This is a genomic window from Bradyrhizobium sp. CCBAU 53421, from assembly GCF_015291625.1.
Taxonomy (GTDB): domain Bacteria; phylum Pseudomonadota; class Alphaproteobacteria; order Rhizobiales; family Xanthobacteraceae; genus Bradyrhizobium.
On sequence record NZ_CP030047.1, the window covers coordinates 1,765,195 to 1,781,605 of the forward strand.

General features: G+C 65.1%; 22 protein-coding genes and 1 tRNA gene. 13 read left to right on the top strand and 10 right to left on the bottom strand.

What is annotated here, in order from left to right; translation table 11 throughout:
• Positions 1-59: 59 nt before the first annotated feature.
• Positions 60-4,109 (bottom strand): PAS domain-containing protein, encoded by a 4,050-nt coding sequence (locus XH92_RS08280; protein ID WP_194458775.1) that lies wholly within the window; start codon positions 4,107-4,109, stop codon positions 60-62.
• 357 nt (positions 4,110-4,466) lie between these two features.
• Here XH92_RS08280 and XH92_RS08285 point away from each other — a divergent pair, with 357 nt between their 5' ends.
• The 5 genes from XH92_RS08285 to XH92_RS08305 all read left to right on the top strand — a co-directional run bounded on the left by XH92_RS08285 (position 4,467) and on the right by XH92_RS08305 (position 6,875).
• Positions 4,467-4,865, top strand: coding sequence for a phasin family protein (locus XH92_RS08285; RefSeq protein WP_194458776.1), 399 nt, complete (start codon positions 4,467-4,469; stop codon positions 4,863-4,865).
• A gap of 254 nt (positions 4,866-5,119) precedes the next feature.
• Positions 5,120-5,557, top strand: a complete 438-nt coding sequence (locus XH92_RS08290) for a phasin (RefSeq protein ID WP_074130367.1) — start codon at positions 5,120-5,122, stop codon at positions 5,555-5,557.
• A 189-nt stretch (positions 5,558-5,746) separates the two neighbouring features.
• Positions 5,747-5,823 (top strand) — tRNA-His (locus XH92_RS08295).
• Between the two features lie 172 nt (positions 5,824-5,995).
• Complete coding sequence (locus XH92_RS08300; protein WP_246788329.1) at positions 5,996-6,325, top strand: hypothetical protein; 330 nt, start codon at positions 5,996-5,998, stop codon at positions 6,323-6,325.
• A gap of 223 nt (positions 6,326-6,548) precedes the next feature.
• Positions 6,549-6,875 (top strand): hypothetical protein, encoded by a 327-nt coding sequence (locus XH92_RS08305; protein WP_371817975.1) that lies wholly within the window; start codon positions 6,549-6,551, stop codon positions 6,873-6,875.
• Positions 6,876-6,887: 12 nt separating this feature from the next.
• On the opposite strand, the gene XH92_RS43580 is transcribed toward XH92_RS08305, so the two are convergent.
• Positions 6,888-7,022, bottom strand: a complete 135-nt coding sequence (locus XH92_RS43580; protein ID WP_256437606.1) for a hypothetical protein — start codon at positions 7,020-7,022, stop codon at positions 6,888-6,890.
• A 34-nt stretch (positions 7,023-7,056) separates the two neighbouring features.
• On the opposite strand from XH92_RS43580, the gene XH92_RS08310 reads away from it, so the two are divergent.
• Positions 7,057-7,737: a ParA family protein gene (locus XH92_RS08310; protein ID WP_021081815.1), complete on the top strand. Its 681-nt coding sequence runs from the start codon at positions 7,057-7,059 to the stop codon at positions 7,735-7,737.
• Positions 7,738-7,857: 120 nt separating this feature from the next.
• Here XH92_RS08310 and XH92_RS08315 read toward each other — a convergent pair whose 3' ends face one another.
• Both XH92_RS08315 and XH92_RS08320 read right to left on the bottom strand, forming a co-directional pair.
• Positions 7,858-8,004 (bottom strand): hypothetical protein, encoded by a 147-nt coding sequence (locus XH92_RS08315; RefSeq protein ID WP_194458778.1) that lies wholly within the window; start codon positions 8,002-8,004, stop codon positions 7,858-7,860.
• 152 nt (positions 8,005-8,156) lie between these two features.
• Positions 8,157-8,453, bottom strand: a complete 297-nt coding sequence (locus tag XH92_RS08320) for a DUF4282 domain-containing protein (RefSeq protein ID WP_194458779.1) — start codon at positions 8,451-8,453, stop codon at positions 8,157-8,159.
• A gap of 319 nt (positions 8,454-8,772) precedes the next feature.
• Between XH92_RS08320 and XH92_RS08325 the strand changes: the two genes are divergently transcribed.
• The 3 genes from XH92_RS08325 (at position 8,773) to XH92_RS08335 (ending at position 10,039) form a co-directional block, all read left to right on the top strand.
• A complete protein-coding gene (locus tag XH92_RS08325) occupies positions 8,773-9,231 on the top strand; it encodes a MaoC family dehydratase (protein WP_194458780.1) in 459 nt (152 codons plus the stop codon).
• Positions 9,232-9,239: 8 nt separating this feature from the next.
• Positions 9,240-9,722: a MaoC family dehydratase gene (locus XH92_RS08330; protein ID WP_194458781.1), complete on the top strand. Its 483-nt coding sequence runs from the start codon at positions 9,240-9,242 to the stop codon at positions 9,720-9,722.
• Between the two features lie 173 nt (positions 9,723-9,895).
• A complete protein-coding gene (locus tag XH92_RS08335; RefSeq protein ID WP_016841369.1) occupies positions 9,896-10,039 on the top strand; it encodes a hypothetical protein in 144 nt (47 codons plus the stop codon).
• Between the two features lie 106 nt (positions 10,040-10,145).
• Here the strand turns inward: XH92_RS08335 and XH92_RS08340 are convergent, their stop codons facing one another.
• From XH92_RS08340 to XH92_RS08365, 6 genes are all read right to left on the bottom strand, one after another.
• On the bottom strand, positions 10,146-10,286 hold the full coding sequence (locus XH92_RS08340) for a hypothetical protein (protein ID WP_194458782.1): 141 nt from the start codon (positions 10,284-10,286) through the stop codon (positions 10,146-10,148).
• A gap of 229 nt (positions 10,287-10,515) precedes the next feature.
• Positions 10,516-10,935, bottom strand: a complete 420-nt coding sequence (locus XH92_RS08345) for a hypothetical protein (RefSeq protein WP_173640868.1) — start codon at positions 10,933-10,935, stop codon at positions 10,516-10,518.
• 154 nt (positions 10,936-11,089) lie between these two features.
• Positions 11,090-12,046, bottom strand: a complete 957-nt coding sequence (locus XH92_RS08350) for a hypothetical protein (protein ID WP_194458783.1) — start codon at positions 12,044-12,046, stop codon at positions 11,090-11,092.
• A gap of 303 nt (positions 12,047-12,349) precedes the next feature.
• Positions 12,350-12,784, bottom strand: coding sequence for a nuclear transport factor 2 family protein (locus XH92_RS08355; protein ID WP_194458784.1), 435 nt, complete (start codon positions 12,782-12,784; stop codon positions 12,350-12,352).
• Between the two features lie 303 nt (positions 12,785-13,087).
• On the bottom strand, positions 13,088-13,348 hold the full coding sequence (locus XH92_RS08360; protein ID WP_194458785.1) for a hypothetical protein: 261 nt from the start codon (positions 13,346-13,348) through the stop codon (positions 13,088-13,090).
• A 111-nt stretch (positions 13,349-13,459) separates the two neighbouring features.
• On the bottom strand, positions 13,460-13,903 hold the full coding sequence (locus tag XH92_RS08365) for a nuclear transport factor 2 family protein (RefSeq protein ID WP_194458786.1): 444 nt from the start codon (positions 13,901-13,903) through the stop codon (positions 13,460-13,462).
• A gap of 668 nt (positions 13,904-14,571) precedes the next feature.
• Between XH92_RS08365 and XH92_RS08370 the strand changes: the two genes are divergently transcribed.
• The 4 genes from XH92_RS08370 (at position 14,572) to XH92_RS08385 (ending at position 16,401) form a co-directional block, all read left to right on the top strand.
• A complete protein-coding gene (locus XH92_RS08370) occupies positions 14,572-14,823 on the top strand; it encodes a hypothetical protein (RefSeq protein WP_194458787.1) in 252 nt (83 codons plus the stop codon).
• Positions 14,824-14,943: 120 nt separating this feature from the next.
• Positions 14,944-15,135 carry a hypothetical protein gene (locus XH92_RS08375; protein ID WP_246788331.1) on the top strand — a complete coding sequence of 64 codons (192 nt, stop codon included), beginning with the start codon at positions 14,944-14,946 and terminating at the stop codon, positions 15,133-15,135.
• A gap of 332 nt (positions 15,136-15,467) precedes the next feature.
• The gene (locus tag XH92_RS08380) at positions 15,468-15,854 is read left to right on the top strand and encodes a hypothetical protein (RefSeq protein ID WP_194458789.1); all 387 of its coding nucleotides are present in this window, start codon (positions 15,468-15,470) and stop codon (positions 15,852-15,854) included.
• A 46-nt stretch (positions 15,855-15,900) separates the two neighbouring features.
• Complete coding sequence (locus tag XH92_RS08385) at positions 15,901-16,401, top strand: GNAT family N-acetyltransferase (protein ID WP_194458790.1); 501 nt, start codon at positions 15,901-15,903, stop codon at positions 16,399-16,401.
• Positions 16,402-16,411: the final 10 nt, after the last annotated feature.

The following is a 16,411-nucleotide window of genomic DNA, read 5'->3' on the forward strand; positions in this document are numbered from 1 at the left end:
CCGGTGCGTCCCTTACATCGAGCAAGCGGGGAGCAACGCGCACCTGCTTGCGCGTCCGCTCACGCCCGCGCCGCCGCGTGGGAGAACACGATCTCGATCAGGGTGCCGGTGCGGCCGCCGGTGCGGATCTGGAATTTGGCGCGGTTGGCTTCGACCAGTGCCTTGGTCAGCGACAGGCTGACGCCGCCGGAGCCGGCCTGATCGGATGGTGTCGGCGCGCGGAACGGCTCCAACGCGGCGGCGACCTCGTTGTCGTTGAGGCTCTGGCCGGTGTCGCGCACGCGCAGCATCACCTCGCCGAAATCCGACAGCGCGGTCGAGACGATCACCTGGCCGCCGGCATTGGCGAGATGGATCGAATTGCCGATCAGGTTCAGCGTGATCTGGCGCAGCGCGCGGGCGTCGGCGACGACAGGCGGCAGGGTGTGCGCGAGCGAGGTGCGGATGATGATGCGCTCGCGGTTGGCCTGCGGCTGCATCACCGCGACGCAGCTCTCCACCATCTCGTTGAGGTTCTGGCTGGTGAAGGCGAGGTCGAGCTTGCCGGTTTCGATCCGCGACAGATCGAGCAGGTCGTTGACGATGGCGATCACCCGCTCGCCGGAGGCACGGATGTCCTTCATGTATTCGACATAGCGCTCGTTGCCGAGCGCGCCGAAGCGTTCGCCGATCATCACTTCGGCAAAGCCGATGATGGCGTTGAGCGGCGTGCGCAGCTCGTGGCTGATCCGCGCCAGCATGTCGGTCTTGGCGTTCGCGGCGCGTTCGGCAAGTCGCCGCGCCTCGCGCAATTCGCCCTCGCTCTTCCTGGTCTGGGAGAGATCGCGGAACACGGCGAAGAAATTCGGGCCGTCGGCGCGGGTGCGGCCCATCGTCACCGACAGCGGGATGATGCCGCCCTGGCGGACGCGGCCGAGCGTCTCGCGGCCGTGGTCGAGCAGGCTGGCGACGCCGGCCGATTTCACGCTCGTGAGATAGTCGAAGACGCCGTGCTGGCTTTCCGGCGCGAACAGGTCGGCGAGATTATGCGTGATGAATTCGTCGCCGTCATAGCCGAACAGCGCTTCCGCACTGCGGTTGCAGGAATGGATGTTGCCTTCGGCATCGAACATGATGATGCCTTCGGCCGCGGTGTCGAGGATCGCACCTAGCTCCTCGGCGTCGGCGTGGCCGGCCTGCGGCGGCGCCAGCACCGGCTCCGCGGCAGCTACCGGCTCGGGATCGCGATCGGGATCGGAGAGCGCGGCCGCGACCGCGGCGTCCTCGTCGAGCGTGCGCGAGAAGATCAGCGCCAGCGCGGGATCGTCGTCCCAGGTGATGGTGTGCAGCCGCGCCGCCGCGGACACCGACTGCGCGCCGTCGTCCGCGTTCTGGTTGGCGGAGATCGTCACCGGCGTGCCGGTGCCTGAGGTGCTGCTCGCCTGCGAGACGCCGGGCTCGACATAGAGCGCATCGAGCCCGCCGGCGGCTTCCAGCGCGTGCAGGCTGTCATAGCCCATGCGGGCGAGGAAGGCGTGGTTGGCATAGAGCAGGCGGTCGAGCCGGTAGATCAGGATGCCGACCGGCAAGAGATCAAGCAGCGCGCGGTCGCGGCGGGACTCTCCGCGCGGTGCAGGTTCGGTCGCGGCGAGCCAGCTGGCTTTTGACGCCTCGGCCGGCGTCTCCAGTTGCGCGACCGCCTCTTGCTGCGGCGGCGTCTCCGCCTGCTGCGGCGGCTCGCTCGTGGGCGATGCTTCGGCAACCGCCTCCGTGGCGGCGCTCCCGTTCGTCGTCGCGGTGAGGCCGGCCTCGTTCTCGAGCCGCGCCGACAATTGGCGCGCGAGCTCGTTGAAGGCGTTGTTCTCGACCGGCGTCAGCGTCGGCGGCCGCGTGTCGCCGGCAAGGCGGAACGGCACCACGTTCTGCGGTGTGTCGTGACGCGCTTCCTGCGCTTCCTCGTGCGTTTCCACGGCGTGATCCGGATCGGCTTGGTGTGAAGTCTCTGCTGTTGTCGGCTCGGTCAATTCCTCTTGTGGTGCGGCGATGGCCGGATCGGGCGGCGGCTCCGCGTGCGGCGGAGAATCTTCTTGCGGCGGCGCAGCGGGCCCGGGCGGCGCAGCAGTGCGCGGCACCGGCGCGGCATCGGCCGACAGCGATTTCGGCGCGATCGCGCCGCTGAAGAACTCATAGCGGCGCAATGCGGCGAGTCGCGCAAGCCCGTCGAGGTCACGACACACACCAAAGCCGCGGTAGCCGGCGAAATTCCTGGAACGATCGAACACCGGCAGGCCGGACAATTCGACCGGCAGCCGGCCGCCGCCGTCGACCGGCCAGTGCAGCGTGATGCCGCTCCAGGTGTCGTGGCTGGCGAATGCCTTGAGCACGCGGCCCTCGGGGTCGAGGCCAAAGCTCTCGGCGATGTCGCTCCAGAGCCGGCCGAAGCCCGCCGCCGTGTGCAGGCCGATCAGGCGGGTGAATTCGTCGGAGCCGAGCGAGAAGCGCGCCTCATGGTCCATCTGCCACATGAAGCGCAGCGGATGCCGCCGCACCGGCAACGGCTCGTCGAGCCAGGATGGCGGCGGCACCGGGGCCAGCGTCGCGGGCTCCGGCTCGGCGGCAGCCGGCGCATCCGCGATCGCATAGGGCGAGGGCACGGGATCGGCCGGCGGCGCCGGTGTTTCCTGAGCCGGCGCGGGTGCGGTCTCTACGAGGGAGGGCGCAGGCTCAACTGCGGGCGCTTCGACGTGTACCTCGGGGGGCACCTCGACCAGCGCGTCCGATAGCGGCTCCTCGACCGCGGCAGTTTCGTTCGGCGTGGTGTCGAGAGGCGGTACCAGCTCTGCATGCGCCGGTTCTATCGACGTGAAAGGTGGAGCAAGGTGCGCAGGCGCTTCGACCTGCGCCTCGGGGGGCGTATCGACCAGCGCTTCCGATAGCGGCTCCTCGACGGTGGCGGTTTCGTCAGGCGTGCTGTCGAGAGGCGGTGCTGGCTCTGCATGCGCCTGTTCTGCCGATGCGAGCGGTGGAGCAGGGTGCGCGGGCGCTTCGACCTGTGCGTCGGCAGGCACTTCGATGAGCGCGTCCGATATCGGCTCCTCGATGGCGGGACTTTGGTCGGGCGCGGTGTCGAATGTCGCGGTCTCGACAGGTGCAGTCGCTGCGTGCGTCTCTTCCGGCGCGGGAGGCGGAGCAGCGTCCGCAGGCTCGGATTCAGTCACGCTCACGGTCGGCTCGATCGCGACGCGCTCCTCGAACTGCGGATCGAGCGCATCGAACAGCGTGAAGGTGGCCGGCGCTTCGCTTGTAGGCGCGGGAGCTTCTTCATGCGCTGCTGGCTGTTCGATGGCGGTCGGTGTTGGTGGTGGCTCTACGGCCGCGGCCTCTTGCGACGCGGCTGCGTGTGCCGGTGCTTGCGGTGCAGCCATCCTCGGCTGAGCCGGCTCCGGCACGATCGGCGCTGCCGGCTTGGCGGCGAGATGCGCCGCCGGCTTGATCAGCGCGATCAGCGCGCGGTCGGCGCCGCGGCCGATCCGCTGCAGCACGACGCGGCCGATCGCAACGCTCGCCGCCGCGCGCCCTTGCGCCAGCGCCTCGTCGCGCGCGGTACCGAGGCCGGCTTCGCCGAGATCGTGCAGGCCGGGCAGCGCACGCGCCGCCTCGTTGGTTGCGACCAACAGTCCGTCGCTGGTGAAGGCCGCTGCCGGACGCGGCAAGCCCTGCATCAGCCGCAGCAAGCGCTCGGCCAGCGACATGGTGCAGCCGCTGGCATTGAGCGCGGTCATCAGAATGCCGTGGCTGCCGTCGGGCAAGTCGATGCGCCTGCAGCCGCAGGTCGCGAGCATGCCGGGTGCCGCGCCAAAGCCGCGCAGCCGCTCCAGCCGCAGCGTGCCGCCTGCGTCGAGACGGTAGCCGAGCCGCGCAATCTGGCGGCGATGCGGATCGGCCGGGCCGAAGGCACGCTTCGCCAGCTCGGCGCCATTGGCGGCACCGAATACCTGCGCGCCGACCGGATTGGCCCAGAGAATCCGTGCGCCGTCGGCCGACCACAGCCATGCCGGCAGGCCGTCCGTCGCCTGGTCCGCCAGCCTGACATCGCCGAGCGCCTGGATCTGGAATTCCGCGTCACTCATCACGCAAGATTTGACCGCATGGTTTGGCTTCTTCCTTAGCTTTGCCGGGGCGAGGGCAGCCGCAGGACGACAGCCTTAACAGAAGGTTAGTATCGCAACTGGGGGGCGGCAGGTCCATGTCCGCAGCCAGCCTGTATCAGCCAAAGCCGGGATAACGTTAACTTGGCTGAACGATCCACAGCCGTTTGGCGTTGTCGGGCAGAGGCGGCTGCGACAGCATGCTGCGGAACCAGGGCGGCGCCGCGTCACACCTGCGATTGCAGTGCCGCGATATTCTGCTGTCTATTCCACCTTGTATTTTACCTTGGGCCCGCAGGGCCAACCGGCGGGCCGATCACCAAGCGAGGGAGAGCGACCATGAGCGACAACGGGCGTGACCATTTCGAGATCCCCAAGTTCGAAATCCCCAAGGACATGCGGTCGATGGCGGAAGCGAGCTTCGATCAGGCCCGCAAGGCTTTCGAGCAGTTCGTCACCAACGCGCGGGATACCGCCGGCAAGATCGAGGAGCGCAATGCCACAATGCGCGCCGGCGCGAAGGAGCTTTCCACCAAGGCGCTGTCCTACGCCGAGAAGAACGTGCAGTCGTCGCTGGACTATGCCCAATCGCTGCTCAAGGCCAAGGACCTCACCGAGGTGATGCGGCTGCACAGCGAATATGTGCAGGGCCAGATGCGCTCGCTCGCCGAGCAGGCCAGCGAAATGGGCCAGGCGGTCAGCCGTGCCGCGATGGATGCGGTCAAGCCCAAGACCTGACGTAGGTGGGGCTGGTCCCAACCCCGGTCGGGCGCGGTAATCCCATATTCCGCCACACAAAAAATGTGGCGTCGCACGCGATCTTACATTGCGTTGCACAAAATTGACATGATATGGGTGTTTATTAGGCGCGCCCGACGAAGGGCACTCCCGTGAATCAAGGCAGCGTGATCCATTTCAGCGCTCCCGGCCTGATGGGCTCCGGGACGTCCGCAATGGTCACATCTACTCACCCGTTGCGAAGGATTACACGTATGACCAACCCGTCCGATCCGTTCTCCGCCTCGATCATCCCGTTCGAAGTTCCCGAGCAGGTGCGTGCGTTCGCCGAAAAGGGCGTGCTGCAGGCCCGCGACAGCTACGCCAAGTTCAAGGACGCTGCCGAGACCCACAACTCGACCGTCGAGGCCGTGTTCACCTCGATGAACAAGGGCGCCACCGCCTATTCGGCCAAGCTGATCGAGTTCTTCAAGGCCAACACCACCTCCTCGCTCGACTTCGCGCAGGAGCTGTTCAGCGTGAAGTCGCCGACCGAAGCGGTCGAGCTGTGGACCTCGCATGCCCGCAAGCAGTTCGAGACCTACACCGCGCAGGCCAAGGAGTTGGCCGAGCTCGGCCAGAAGGTCGCCAGCGAGACCGCCGAGCCGATCAAGGCCAGCGCCTCGAAGTTCTACCAGCAGCCGGCCGCCTGATCGCAGCCCGCATGAGATAGCCGAAGGGCCCGGGCCGATGCGGTCCGGGCCTTTTTGCTGGACGGGGGCCGCGGAATGGCCCGAGATAAGAGCGGAAATCGGCGCGTTAAGCGCTTGCCAAAGACGGGCGTTGCACCTAGTTTCCGCCCGAAATCGCCGCCCCCTTCACGCGGGGCCGTGCGTCAGGATGCAGTTGTAGCTCAGTTGGTTAGAGCGCCTGTCTGTGGAACAGGAGGTCGGTGGTTCGAGCCCACCCAACTGTACCATCCACAATCTCACCCACTGCGACATCGCAAGATCGGGCCCTTGCAAACTCGTTTGCCGTCGCCTTGATCGCCGCTGGCGTGTCATCTCGCCCGCTTGCACTTCCTCGTCGCATCACCCACACTCTCCGAAACGACGCCTTAACGACGCCTAGTGACACCTTTGGGGGGACGCATGGGGACCGCCGGTTCAAGGAGCTTTTCGTTTGCGTTGATATCAGGGATCGCCTTTGCCGCGCTGCTATTGCCGGGCCGGGGTGAGGCCTACACGCCCGACCAGCAGCAGGCCTGCACGCCGGACGCATTCCGGCTTTGTGGCCCCGAGATTCCCGACGTCGATCGCATCACGGCCTGCATGATCAGGAACAAGGCGCAGCTCTCGCCGGCCTGCCGCGTGTTCTTCCGCGGAGGTCCCGAGCCGCGTGAGGCGAGCGAGCGTGTGGAGCGGCGGCCTGCCAAGCGGAAGGTCTCCAAGCCGCACAAGGCGAAGAAGTCCACGCACTGACGTCCACCCACTGATCTAGTTCCCATCGCGCGCACGCGAGAGCCGCAAGTCCGCTGCGTTGTCGTGACGCGAACCTTCGCGCGAAGACGCGCGGTGGATTGCGCGGTGGCGATTTCAAGACTGTCATGCGCGACAGACTGACGCCTTGTGACGCTGTCACGCAGCATCATCTCTGAAGCTTGTGTTGTTTGCCAAATCCGTTCCCGTTTGTGGAACGGCTGGAGTGGGACTCGTGAGTCAGTACTACAAGCAAGAGATCGATCGGCACTTCGCCTGGTTCGAAGCCAGGCTTCCGGAAAAGCCGGCGCGCTTCGTCGCGTGGCTGCGCAAGCCGTCGTCGCGCTATGTGCGAATTCCGCTCGCGATCCTCCTGATCATCGGCGGCATCTTCAGCTTCCTGCCGGTGCTCGGACTCTGGATGCTGCCGCTCGGACTCCTTTTGTTCGCGCAGGATGTTCCGTTTCTGCAGAAGCCGACGGCGCAATTGCTCGGATGGATCGAGCGCAAATGGATCGCACGCCAACGCGCCAAAACTGCCGAAAAGCGTTAGGCGTGAGTCTTATCAAACGCTTAGCGCTTCCATTTGCGGTTGCGTCATAAGTATGGTGTGACTCAAAAAGCAAACTGCACCGGTAATCTTGGCCACTTTGCGGATTGCAAGAAATTTTTTCTTTCGCGAATCAGCGTGCTGATTCATTTTCGCCTCCTGGGGTCAATCTGGAGGCCAACGTATGAACGTGATTGTTTTCGCTTCGCGTAAGGGGGGCTCGGGAAAAAGTACCCTGGCTGCTCACCTCGCCGCGCAAGTGCACAAGGCAACGAAGCCCTGTCTGCTGATCGATGCCGATCCGCAGGGCTCGCTGACGCTCTGGCACAAGCTGCGCGGCACCAACGAGCCGGCGATCAAGACGGCGGTGAACTCGGTCAGCGGGATCATTGCTCAAGCCAAGCGTGACGGCATCGAGTGGGTGTTCATCGACACGCCGCCGAATCTGTCGGCTGTGGTCGACGACTCCATCAAGAACGCCACGATGGTGATCATCCCGGCGCGGCCCGGCGTGTTCGACGTCAATGCGGTGCAGGAAACCATTCAGACCTGCCGTTCGATGCGCAAGCCCTACGCCGTCGTGATCAACGGCGCGCCCGCGCAGCGTGACGGCGCCGAAAGCCGCATCGTCGCGATCGCGCGCGAGGCGCTGGCGAAATTCCGCGCGCCGGTGTGGAGCGGCCAGATCACCAACCGCGCCGATCTTCTGATGGCGCTCGGCCAGGGTGAAGGCGCGCGCGAATATTATGCGGAAGGCCGCGCTGCCGCCGAGATCAACCGGCTGTGGGCCGCGATCGAACGCTCGATCAAGGCGATCCGTGGCACGGCGTCGGCGTCCGGCGCGATGCACAAGCAGGCGGCGTAACAACGCCGCTCTGGTTCGAACCGGAAAGAACGCGCGGCACTCGCGCGTTTTTTGTGTGCAGAAGCGACGAGGCAATCGCAGATTGCCTCGCTGACTTTGGCGATGACGCGATGGATGGCGTTACGCCACCATCAGCAGATAGAACGCGATCACCGGCACCAGGGTCAGGATCACCGACCAAATGCCGACAGCCCATAAAATATCCTCGGTCGTAAAGCCCGGCTCGGCGCCCGGCCTCACGGCAATAAAACCGTTCCTCGAATTCACGACGCCCCCGCGTTGGTCTCAAGCGCAATGCGGAGGTTGATACGCGAGCGGTTTTAAGATCCCGCTCGGGATTTCGCTGGCATTTGCGTGCGGGCGCTACTTCGGATTAACCACGGCCTGGCGGCAGGTCGCGACCGGCCGGAGGCCGAGCCTCAGTGCGTGCTTCCGTCGCGGTCGCGGATCGCGCCGAGATGCTCGTTGATCCGGAAGACGATCAGGATGAACTCGGCGGCGATGCGCGAGAACACGATGCCGACGAACACGCTGGCGATCGACGCGAGCAGCTGGATGAAGCCGACGAACGGGCTGATCGCCATCGCGGTGAGGCTCCACAGGATGCCGGAGATCCCGAACAGCACGATGACCGCGATCACCAGCCAGTAGAACGTCTTGATGATCGTGGGCGTGATGAAGCGGTCCCACTGAAACAGATCCTGGAAATCGAACATCATGGTTCTCCCGGCCAGCCGAATATGATTCGCGTCGCGTGCATCCTACTGCGTCACCCCCGGCGTGATCACTTCGTCCCGGCAGCCTGCGCAGCAGGCATCCGTCAGGACGAGGCGTTCCGCCGGGCCAACGGTTCTGGATGGCGCCAAAGCGCCGCCGTAGCCAAAGGGATCGATACCGCAGAAGCCCAAACGGTCTCGCCAAGACGAGCCCCGGACCGGGCGCCGGCAGTCCAGGGGCGAGCTATGCGAGTGGGCCGGTTGTGATTGCTGCAAATAACGGCCACAATCGGGCTTCCCTCCGGCATATCCTCATCCAATGACCACGCTGACCTTCGAAGACTTCAAGCCCGGCCGCTTCGGCACGTTCGGCCCGCGCCATGTTTCGCGCGAGGAAATCCTCGCCTTTGCCGCCGAATTCGACCCGCAGCCGATGCATCTCGACGAGGAGGCGGCGAAGAAATCCATGCTCCGCGGCCTGTCGGGCTCGGGCTGGCATCTCGGCTCGCTGATGATGCGGATGATGTTCGACGGCTTCATCGGCCGCACCGCCTCGCTGGGCGCGCCCGGGGTCAACGAGATGCGCTGGGTGGCGCCGCTGCGTCCGGGCGACGATTTGACGCTGGATGTCGATGTCGTCGAGGCACGCGTCTCGAAGAGCCGGCCCGAGACCGGCATCGTCACCTTCAAGAGCACGATCCGCAATGCGCGCGGCGAGATGCTGTGCGAGATGGAGGCTCCGATCATGATCAGCCGCCGTCACGCATTGAGCGCATAGGAGACATCATGCGCTTTTTTGAAGATATGGAAATCGGCGCCCAGCGCGCGTTCGGCGCCTTCACCTTCACCGCCGAGGACATCAAGCGCTTTGCCGCGCAGTTCGATCCGCAGCGCTTCCATCTCGACGAGGAGGAGGGCCGCAAGTCGCTGTTCGGCGGGCTCGCCGCATCGGGCTGGCATGTCGCCAGCGTCTGCATGAAGCTGCTCGTCGCCGACGGCAAGCGGCTCGCCGCGGAGGCCGCCGCGCGCGGCGAGACGGTCGCGGTCTGGGGACCCTCGCCGGGCTTCCGCGAACTGCGCTGGATCCGCCCGGTGCTGGCAGGCGACACCATCAGCTTCACCAACCAGGTCGAGACCAAGCGGACGTCCGAGAAGCGGCCGGAATGGGGCATCCTTCAAGCGCGCAATACCGGCATCAATCAGCGCAACGAGGTGGTGTTCTCGTTCCTCGCGACCGCCTTCGTGCCGCGCCGCAATCCCGGTTCCTGATGTTGCCCGCGCGCCTCTGATGTTGCACGGACGCCATGGTCGGCAGCAACTTCCGCTGCCGACGTAGTTGTGCGTTGCGTGGAACTCATTTTTTGCTAACGCATTTTGAACCTTTGTCGCTGCCTTATGGTTTGAGGGGCACGGACATCTGGGCAAGGACTACTGGGGATACCATGGCAGATCGTAGCGCGCTGAAACTCGTCGGAATCATCTTCGCGACGGTCACAGTTGTCGTGATGCTGGCGACCGGAATGGTCGTGAAGGGCTTTGCCGACGGCAATTATTCCTTCGAGACCACGGCGAGCATCGACCGCTGATCGACCGTCTGTAACCGTCGGCGCTCGAGCCAGTGCCCGGTCGCGCATTCGCGCCTTTCAATGTGACCCGTCGGCAGGCTGCGTCACACTTCTTTCAAAACCCGGTTTAGCGATTCCAGACCAGCACCATCACGACGGTCGCGGCTGCCAGGATGCCGATGAACCGGATCATGATGGTGCCGATGCCCTGTTTCGGCTGGCGCAGCGGAATCGGATCGGCGGCGTTATCCGGCCGGACGCTCTGCATGAATTCTCTCCAAATCGATGCCGGGCTAAGGCGCGGTCCGGACGCGAATTCCGGATTCGACGCGCCATCGGCATCTCAAGTTCAAACCGGCTTCTGAAAAATTGACGCCGCGGAGTCTACACCGCGCTGAATAACGAATTGTTCTGCGTTGAATCGGCCGATGCAAAACGAAACCGCCGCCCCCTGTTCGGAGGCGGCGGCCGTCAATCCTAAAAGGAGCTGATCGGGATCAGCTGTTGCGCAGGCCGTCGGCGGCGCGCTTCCACTGCGAGACGTTGTCGGCGATCATCCGCGTCGACTTCATCGCCGCCTGGCTGAGCTGGGCATAGCCGGAGATCTCGCGCTGGACGCGCTGACCCTCGGCATGCAGCAGGTCGCGCAGGCTCTCGAGCTCGCCGATCAGCTTCTCGATCTCGGCGAGCGAGGTGCCGGCGACGCGCTGGATCAGCGAGTTGACGTTGCTGACGGTGGCGTCGGTGTTGGCGTCGGTCGGCGCGGTCTCCGGGCTCGCCACCGGCCGGCGCAGATAGGCGATGTCGTTGCGCACGAAGTCGCGGATGCCGGCTTCGACTTCCGAGACCGCAGCGAGGTTGGAATCGACCTCGGAAGTCGTTTCGGCGGCTTCCTCGGTACGGTTGGTGGCGTTCATCGGCTTTCCCCTGGTTCGCAATAGCGAAGCGCGGCTTGTCCCCCGCACGACGAATTGATGAAGTTACGGACCTATCAGTGCCGCCGAATTTGACCGCATCTGGGCCAAGTTGGGGCAATGCCTGATCATTAGCGCGACAGGGCTAACAGATCGTTCACCATGAGCGCTTGTAGCCGGCGCCGATGCTCTTGTTGATCGTGCCCTGGGCGGTCTCGCCGACCGAGCCCGAGACCGTGACGCCATCGAACAGCTTCTGCTCGGCGCCGACCCGGCGTAGCCATCGGTCGTCGGAGGTCGACAGCGTCTGTCCCGCGGTTATGCTGGTGCCGGTATCGGTGACGGACAGCCGTGCTGACTGATCGGTATCGTAGCTGCGCGACGGATGGCCGTCGACACCGGGCACCGGGACCACGCCCTGCTGGATCATGTTGTAGCCGCCCTGCAGGGTCAGCGAATACTGCTCCGACAGCGGCACCGATTTGCTTAAGGAGGTGCCGACCTTGCTCTGGTCGGCGCCGGGATCGACCCGCGCCTCGACCGAGGTCTTGTCCCAGATCGAGGCCACGCCGGGCGCGGACATCGAAGCCCAAGCCGAGCCGCCGGATTGCGGCAGGCTGCCGCCATTGGCGAGCCGCTCGGACAATTGCTCCGACGTCGTCATCGTGCCTTGCTTCGCGACCGTCATGTCGGCGCCGATGCGGGTGTCGAGGAACGGCGAGACCGACTGCTTGACCGACACCGCCGACGAGCCGTTGGCGTTGTTGTTGGTCGACCAGGATGGATCGTTGCCGGCGATGCTGTGCTTGGCTGCGTTCTTGGGCGCCAGCGTGGGCAGGCTGGTGGAGTCGGTGTCGAGTTGGCTCCAGTCGAGCTTGCTCTGGTCGATGTCCTTCAGGATGTCGACGTCATTGGCGTCGGCCGCCGGTGCCGCATCGTCGGCCGCAGCCTCGGCGTCATTGGTGCGCTTTGAGGTGTCTTGCGCGGTGTCTTGCGCGGCGGGGGCGACCGGCCATGGTGAGGTCTGCGCAGTGGCCGAAAACCCTATCGCCACGCTGAAGCCGGCCGCCAGCACCGGCAGCCTTGCCCAGCCAAATCGCAATGTGGAAGTCATTCCCAGCCCGCAAATTCCAGAGCCGCATTATGCGGTTTTCGTGGTGCGAAATTGTGGCAACGCAGCGCCGCAGGCAAGTGAGAGCTGCGTGATCGCTCAAGTGATCTCGCCCAAGTGATCTCGCCCAAGTGATCGGCTAAGTGATCGTCATGTCCGGGACAAGCGCGCGCGTACGCAAGGCCCCCCGCGCGGCCGGTTCGGGGCTGGTGAAACCGGCCGCGTCCCGCCCGGAGCACCGAACACGCGAAGACGCGCTTCGCGCTCGAGCCCGGACATGACGAAGGCGTGAAATCGTTGGAGCCGTCAGACCGCGATGCGCGGCAGATGAATCGGATAGCCGACGGTCTGCTCGACCAGGTCGAAGCTGTCGACCAGTACGCGGAAGCTCGTGAGCTTGCCGGCCTTGAACTGCGCGAAATGCGCGATCCGGAGTGAGATCGGCTTGTTGGAGTCCAGTGCCGTCAGCGAGTAGCGCAGCATCGAGGCCGCGGAATCCGTGCCCAGCATGATCGACTCCCGGTCGAAGCGGTGAACCCGCAGGTTCTCGCCGATCTGCCTGATGACCTCGAGTACGGCGGCCTTGCCGCGGCGCGAGCCGAAGAAGGGAAACAGGTCGATCGGCCCGTAGATGGCCCACTCGACCTCGTCATCGAGCAGCTGCTCGATGTCTGCAAGCTGGCGTTCGTTGATCGCGCGATGCAATGCGCGCGAAAAACGCCAGAGGCTGTGCTCTGTCATTTTGGTCTCGTCCTGAAACTGGATTGTCAAAGCAAACGAATGGCAGGCGGTCAGCGTCGACGCCCTGCCAGGTTGCTGCACGTCACTATCAGCGGCTCAAATAATGCGGAATAGCCAAAACGCAAATGACTTTTTTGCAATGCACAATTGCGCCGGTTCTGACCGGAATGTGACCGCCGCCGCTGGCGCATCAGGCGGGCCAGTGAGGGGTGCACCGGCGGCAGGGTTCCCTCCCCCGCAAGGGGGAGGGAGCCTGACGAGCGCTGCTCACCTTACGTAACGAGTGACGCTCGCTTTTGCTATTCAGCGGTCGCGCTGCCGCACCGGCTGCCGCTCGATCACGATCTCGGCGTCGCGGATCGCCACCACGGCGAACAGCAGTGCCCCGCCGACGCCGCCGATCGCGGCGCCGAGCGGCATGAAGGTGAAAAACACCAGCGTTCCGCTGTCGATCCCTGAGGTTCTGGCCAGCCCGATCCAGGTGAGCCCGGCTCCGATGCCGAGCGCGGCGCCGCCAAGGGCGCCCAGTGCCAAGCCAAGCACAGCGAGCAATGCGACTTTCATGGTGATTTCAGCCCCGACCGCAACAAGCCCAGTGATAGGTCAGCGCCGGGCCTTTCAGGTTCAACGCTGGCGTTGCGAATTTGCGAGGAGGCGACGCGCCGGCACGTGCTGCTAGTCTGCCTTCTGCCCGGTCAGCGCCGCGGCGATGTCACGCTCCAGCACCTGCTGGACGAGGTCGAATGTGTCGATGATCTCGCGGATCTCGGTGATCTTGCCGTCGCGCAGGGTGTAGAACACCGCGACGTCGAACTGCACCACGCGTGCGTTGTTGCGCTTGCGGAAGAACACCCGCAGCTGGGCCGCGACCTTGTCGCCTTCGGCCACCACGGTCGGCGCCTCGTAGCGCATGTCGGAATAGCGCTCGTGGATCGTGGTCCACATCTGGCGCAGCGCGGCCTTGCCGCGGTGCTGGCCCATATGCGGGAGGATGTCGATCGGGGCGTTGGCGAGAAACGCGACGTCGTCGCTGCAACGATCGAGCGCGCCCTCGATGCCGCCGGCATAGTAGACGTCGAGGAAGTTCAAGACGCGCTGCCGGTTCAAATCCTCGCCCATGTTCGACCCCGCCGGTTCAGTCCGACGCGCCTCTGACTCGCGTTGGCTCCACATTGTGACCCGAAGCGTTGCGCGATCAAACACATGTTTTGACGCACGAGACGCCATTAGGTTCGGCAACCGGAGCGTGCATCGCGGCACAAAATGGGCGCGGGTGCGCCGGGGCGCCATTCCGACATGGCGGGGAGCTGACCTGAAATTAATGAAACCTCTCCGCGCGAGCCCGGTTGGTCCGGCATGGGCGACGCATCCGCGAGTTCCTCATGAGAAACACCATGCCGCTTGTTGTCGTCGCCCTGCAGTTTTCTCCAAATAGCCGATCAAGAGCGCGCGTCGCGCGACGGTGAGCCGGCGCTGGTGCCGGTCGATGCCTTGAGCTCCTCCGGGGCCGGCCGGCAACTTCACGCCGGCTCGCTGTCGCGGCGCATGGTATCGACTCGATCGCGACGAAGTCAGATCGAATTGATCTTGCCGCGGATTACGTGCACCTCTCCCGTTTGCGGGGGAGACCGCATCGCATCGGAAGGCGATGTGGATGAGGGCTCAATGCGGCGGCATCTGGAGCATGCTCGCGACCGGCGCGCAGCGAATCTTTTCCGCGGCGAGGCGGCGGGAACCGGCAGGGCCGCTTCGCCGTTGATGCAGCAACATTGCATTGGAGCCGCATCATGAAATCGATTCTTCTCGCGTCCGTCATTGCCATCAGTGCGATTGCCGCCACCTCGCCCGCCGACGCCAAGGGCTGCATCAAGGGTGCGGTCGTCGGCGGTGTCGCCGGTCATTATGCCGGCCATCACGGCATGCTCGGCGCGGCCGCCGGCTGCCTCTATGGCCGCCATCATGCCAAGGAGCAGACAAAGGACCAGGACCGCCAGCGCCAGCAGCACCAGGCGCAGCCTTCGCAGCAGGAGAAGTTGTAAGGCTAGATCGGTTGTGAAGTCTCATCTCCGGGAACGTGAGTCACGTTCCGGGAACGAAGTCTCGTTCCGGGAACGCCGCCCGCCGGGGCGGCGTTGTCTCCTTGCGTAACGGAGACGATGATGACGAAACCACTGAACAAGAACATCCAGCCCGTTCCCGACGATAATCAAAGCCACAAGGGCCCCGGCAGTGCCCCTGGCGTTCCCCTCGACACCACCAAGGGCCACCGCGATGACGAAAAGCACAACATCCGCGAACAGGCCGCGCACGGCAATCTGATCCAGAACACCAGCAACAAGCGGTCGGGGTAGGGCGCCCACAACTGCCAGTTCCGTCACCCCCGCGCAAAGGCTTCGCCTTTGTCGCTGGAGGTGCGAGCTCTCGCGAGCCTCGAAGGGTGCGCCGCCCCGGTCGGGCCGTTCGCCCTTCGAGACGGCCGCTGCGCGGCCTCCTCTGGGTGACGGGGCAGGAGTTGCGTTTGCGGCTCTCTCCACGTCATCGAGAGCGAAGCAATCAATTGATCGGCTACGCGGATGCCTCCATCGCGCGATCCCGTTTCCCACGTGACCTGCGTCACGCCGCAAGCGACGGTGCCCGGCTAGCGTCGCGGCATCGGATCACCCGATGAGAAGGGATCGCCGCCGTGAACGCCATCGCTGCCCCGAAATCGCCCGCGCAGAACCGGCTCGAAGGCTTTGCGCTCACCGCCGTCCTGCAGGGCCTGCCGACCTTCGCCGCCGCCGTGCTGCTGCTGAAGATGGTCGGCGCTCCGGAAATCGTCGGCGAACGCTACGGCGCCGCGATCTACGTCGTGCTCGCCTCGCTGGTCTACGCCGCGATCGCGCCGTGGCTCGCCGCCAAATTCCCGCAACGCTTCGTGCACATCCACGCGCCGATGTTCTTCGACGCGAGTCTGTCGTTCTCCGAGAAGATCGCGCAATGGCGGAGCCAGCCCGGCGTCTCGCTGCAGCTCATGACCACGATGATCATGATGTCGCTGCTGGCGGTCGCGGTGGTCAGCGCGGGGTGAGGCAGCGCCACTTGCGCGCCTAAGCCGATCGGCCTTATCTGCGGGTATGCAGATCAGGGACGAACACCCCGAGGACGCCGCCGCGATCAGCGAGATCACAGCAGCCGCATTCGCCAACGCGCCGTACAGCAGCGGTACCGAAGCCCGTATCGTGGAAGCGCTGCGCCAGGCCGGCGCGCTGACGCTCTCGCTGGTGGCGACGTCCGACGACGGAGAGATCTTTGGCCACGTCGCCTTCTCGCCGGTGCAAATCAATCATAGCAAGGGGCGCTGGTACGGTCTCGGCCCGGTCTCGGTCGCACCCGACAGGCAGCGTCAGCGCATCGGCGGTGCGCTGATTGGCGAGGGACTGATCCGGCTTGCGGCACTCGGGGCCCATGGCTGTGTCGTGCTCGGTGATCCCGCCTACTACCGTCGCTTCTGCTTCCTCGACGATCGCACGCTGACCTATGGTGGCAAGCCGAGCCCGTATTTTCAGCGGCTCGTGCTGAAGGGTGAGCCGCCGAAGGGGGATGTGAGCTTCCACCCGGCGTTTGACGTCGCGTAATGTGTGCCGG

Coding starts and splice junctions, on each gene's coding strand:
- XH92_RS08335 (WP_016841369.1), top strand. CDS start 9,896: ATGGCAGATCGTAGCGCGCTGAAACTCGTCGGAATCATCTTCGCGACG.
- XH92_RS08340 (WP_194458782.1), bottom strand. CDS start 10,286: ATGCAGAGCGTCCGGCCGGATAACGCCGCCGATCCGATTCCGCTGCGC.
- XH92_RS08375 (WP_246788331.1), top strand. CDS start 14,944: ATGACGAAACCACTGAACAAGAACATCCAGCCCGTTCCCGACGATAAT.
- XH92_RS08330 (WP_194458781.1), top strand. CDS start 9,240: ATGCGCTTTTTTGAAGATATGGAAATCGGCGCCCAGCGCGCGTTCGGC.
- XH92_RS08355 (WP_194458784.1), bottom strand. CDS start 12,784: ATGACAGAGCACAGCCTCTGGCGTTTTTCGCGCGCATTGCATCGCGCG.
- XH92_RS08360 (WP_194458785.1), bottom strand. CDS start 13,348: ATGAAAGTCGCATTGCTCGCTGTGCTTGGCTTGGCACTGGGCGCCCTT.
- XH92_RS08310 (WP_021081815.1), top strand. CDS start 7,057: ATGAACGTGATTGTTTTCGCTTCGCGTAAGGGGGGCTCGGGAAAAAGT.
- XH92_RS43580 (WP_256437606.1), bottom strand. CDS start 7,022: ATGAATCAGCACGCTGATTCGCGAAAGAAAAAATTTCTTGCAATCCGC.
- XH92_RS08370 (WP_194458787.1), top strand. CDS start 14,572: ATGAAATCGATTCTTCTCGCGTCCGTCATTGCCATCAGTGCGATTGCC.
- XH92_RS08320 (WP_194458779.1), bottom strand. CDS start 8,453: ATGTTCGATTTCCAGGATCTGTTTCAGTGGGACCGCTTCATCACGCCC.
- XH92_RS08290 (WP_074130367.1), top strand. CDS start 5,120: ATGACCAACCCGTCCGATCCGTTCTCCGCCTCGATCATCCCGTTCGAA.
- XH92_RS08280 (WP_194458775.1), bottom strand. CDS start 4,109: ATGAGTGACGCGGAATTCCAGATCCAGGCGCTCGGCGATGTCAGGCTG.
- XH92_RS08345 (WP_173640868.1), bottom strand. CDS start 10,935: ATGAACGCCACCAACCGTACCGAGGAAGCCGCCGAAACGACTTCCGAG.
- XH92_RS08350 (WP_194458783.1), bottom strand. CDS start 12,046: ATGACTTCCACATTGCGATTTGGCTGGGCAAGGCTGCCGGTGCTGGCG.
- XH92_RS08285 (WP_194458776.1), top strand. CDS start 4,467: ATGAGCGACAACGGGCGTGACCATTTCGAGATCCCCAAGTTCGAAATC.
- XH92_RS08385 (WP_194458790.1), top strand. CDS start 15,901: ATGCAGATCAGGGACGAACACCCCGAGGACGCCGCCGCGATCAGCGAG.
- XH92_RS08365 (WP_194458786.1), bottom strand. CDS start 13,903: ATGGGCGAGGATTTGAACCGGCAGCGCGTCTTGAACTTCCTCGACGTC.
- XH92_RS08300 (WP_246788329.1), top strand. CDS start 5,996: ATGGGGACCGCCGGTTCAAGGAGCTTTTCGTTTGCGTTGATATCAGGG.
- XH92_RS08325 (WP_194458780.1), top strand. CDS start 8,773: ATGACCACGCTGACCTTCGAAGACTTCAAGCCCGGCCGCTTCGGCACG.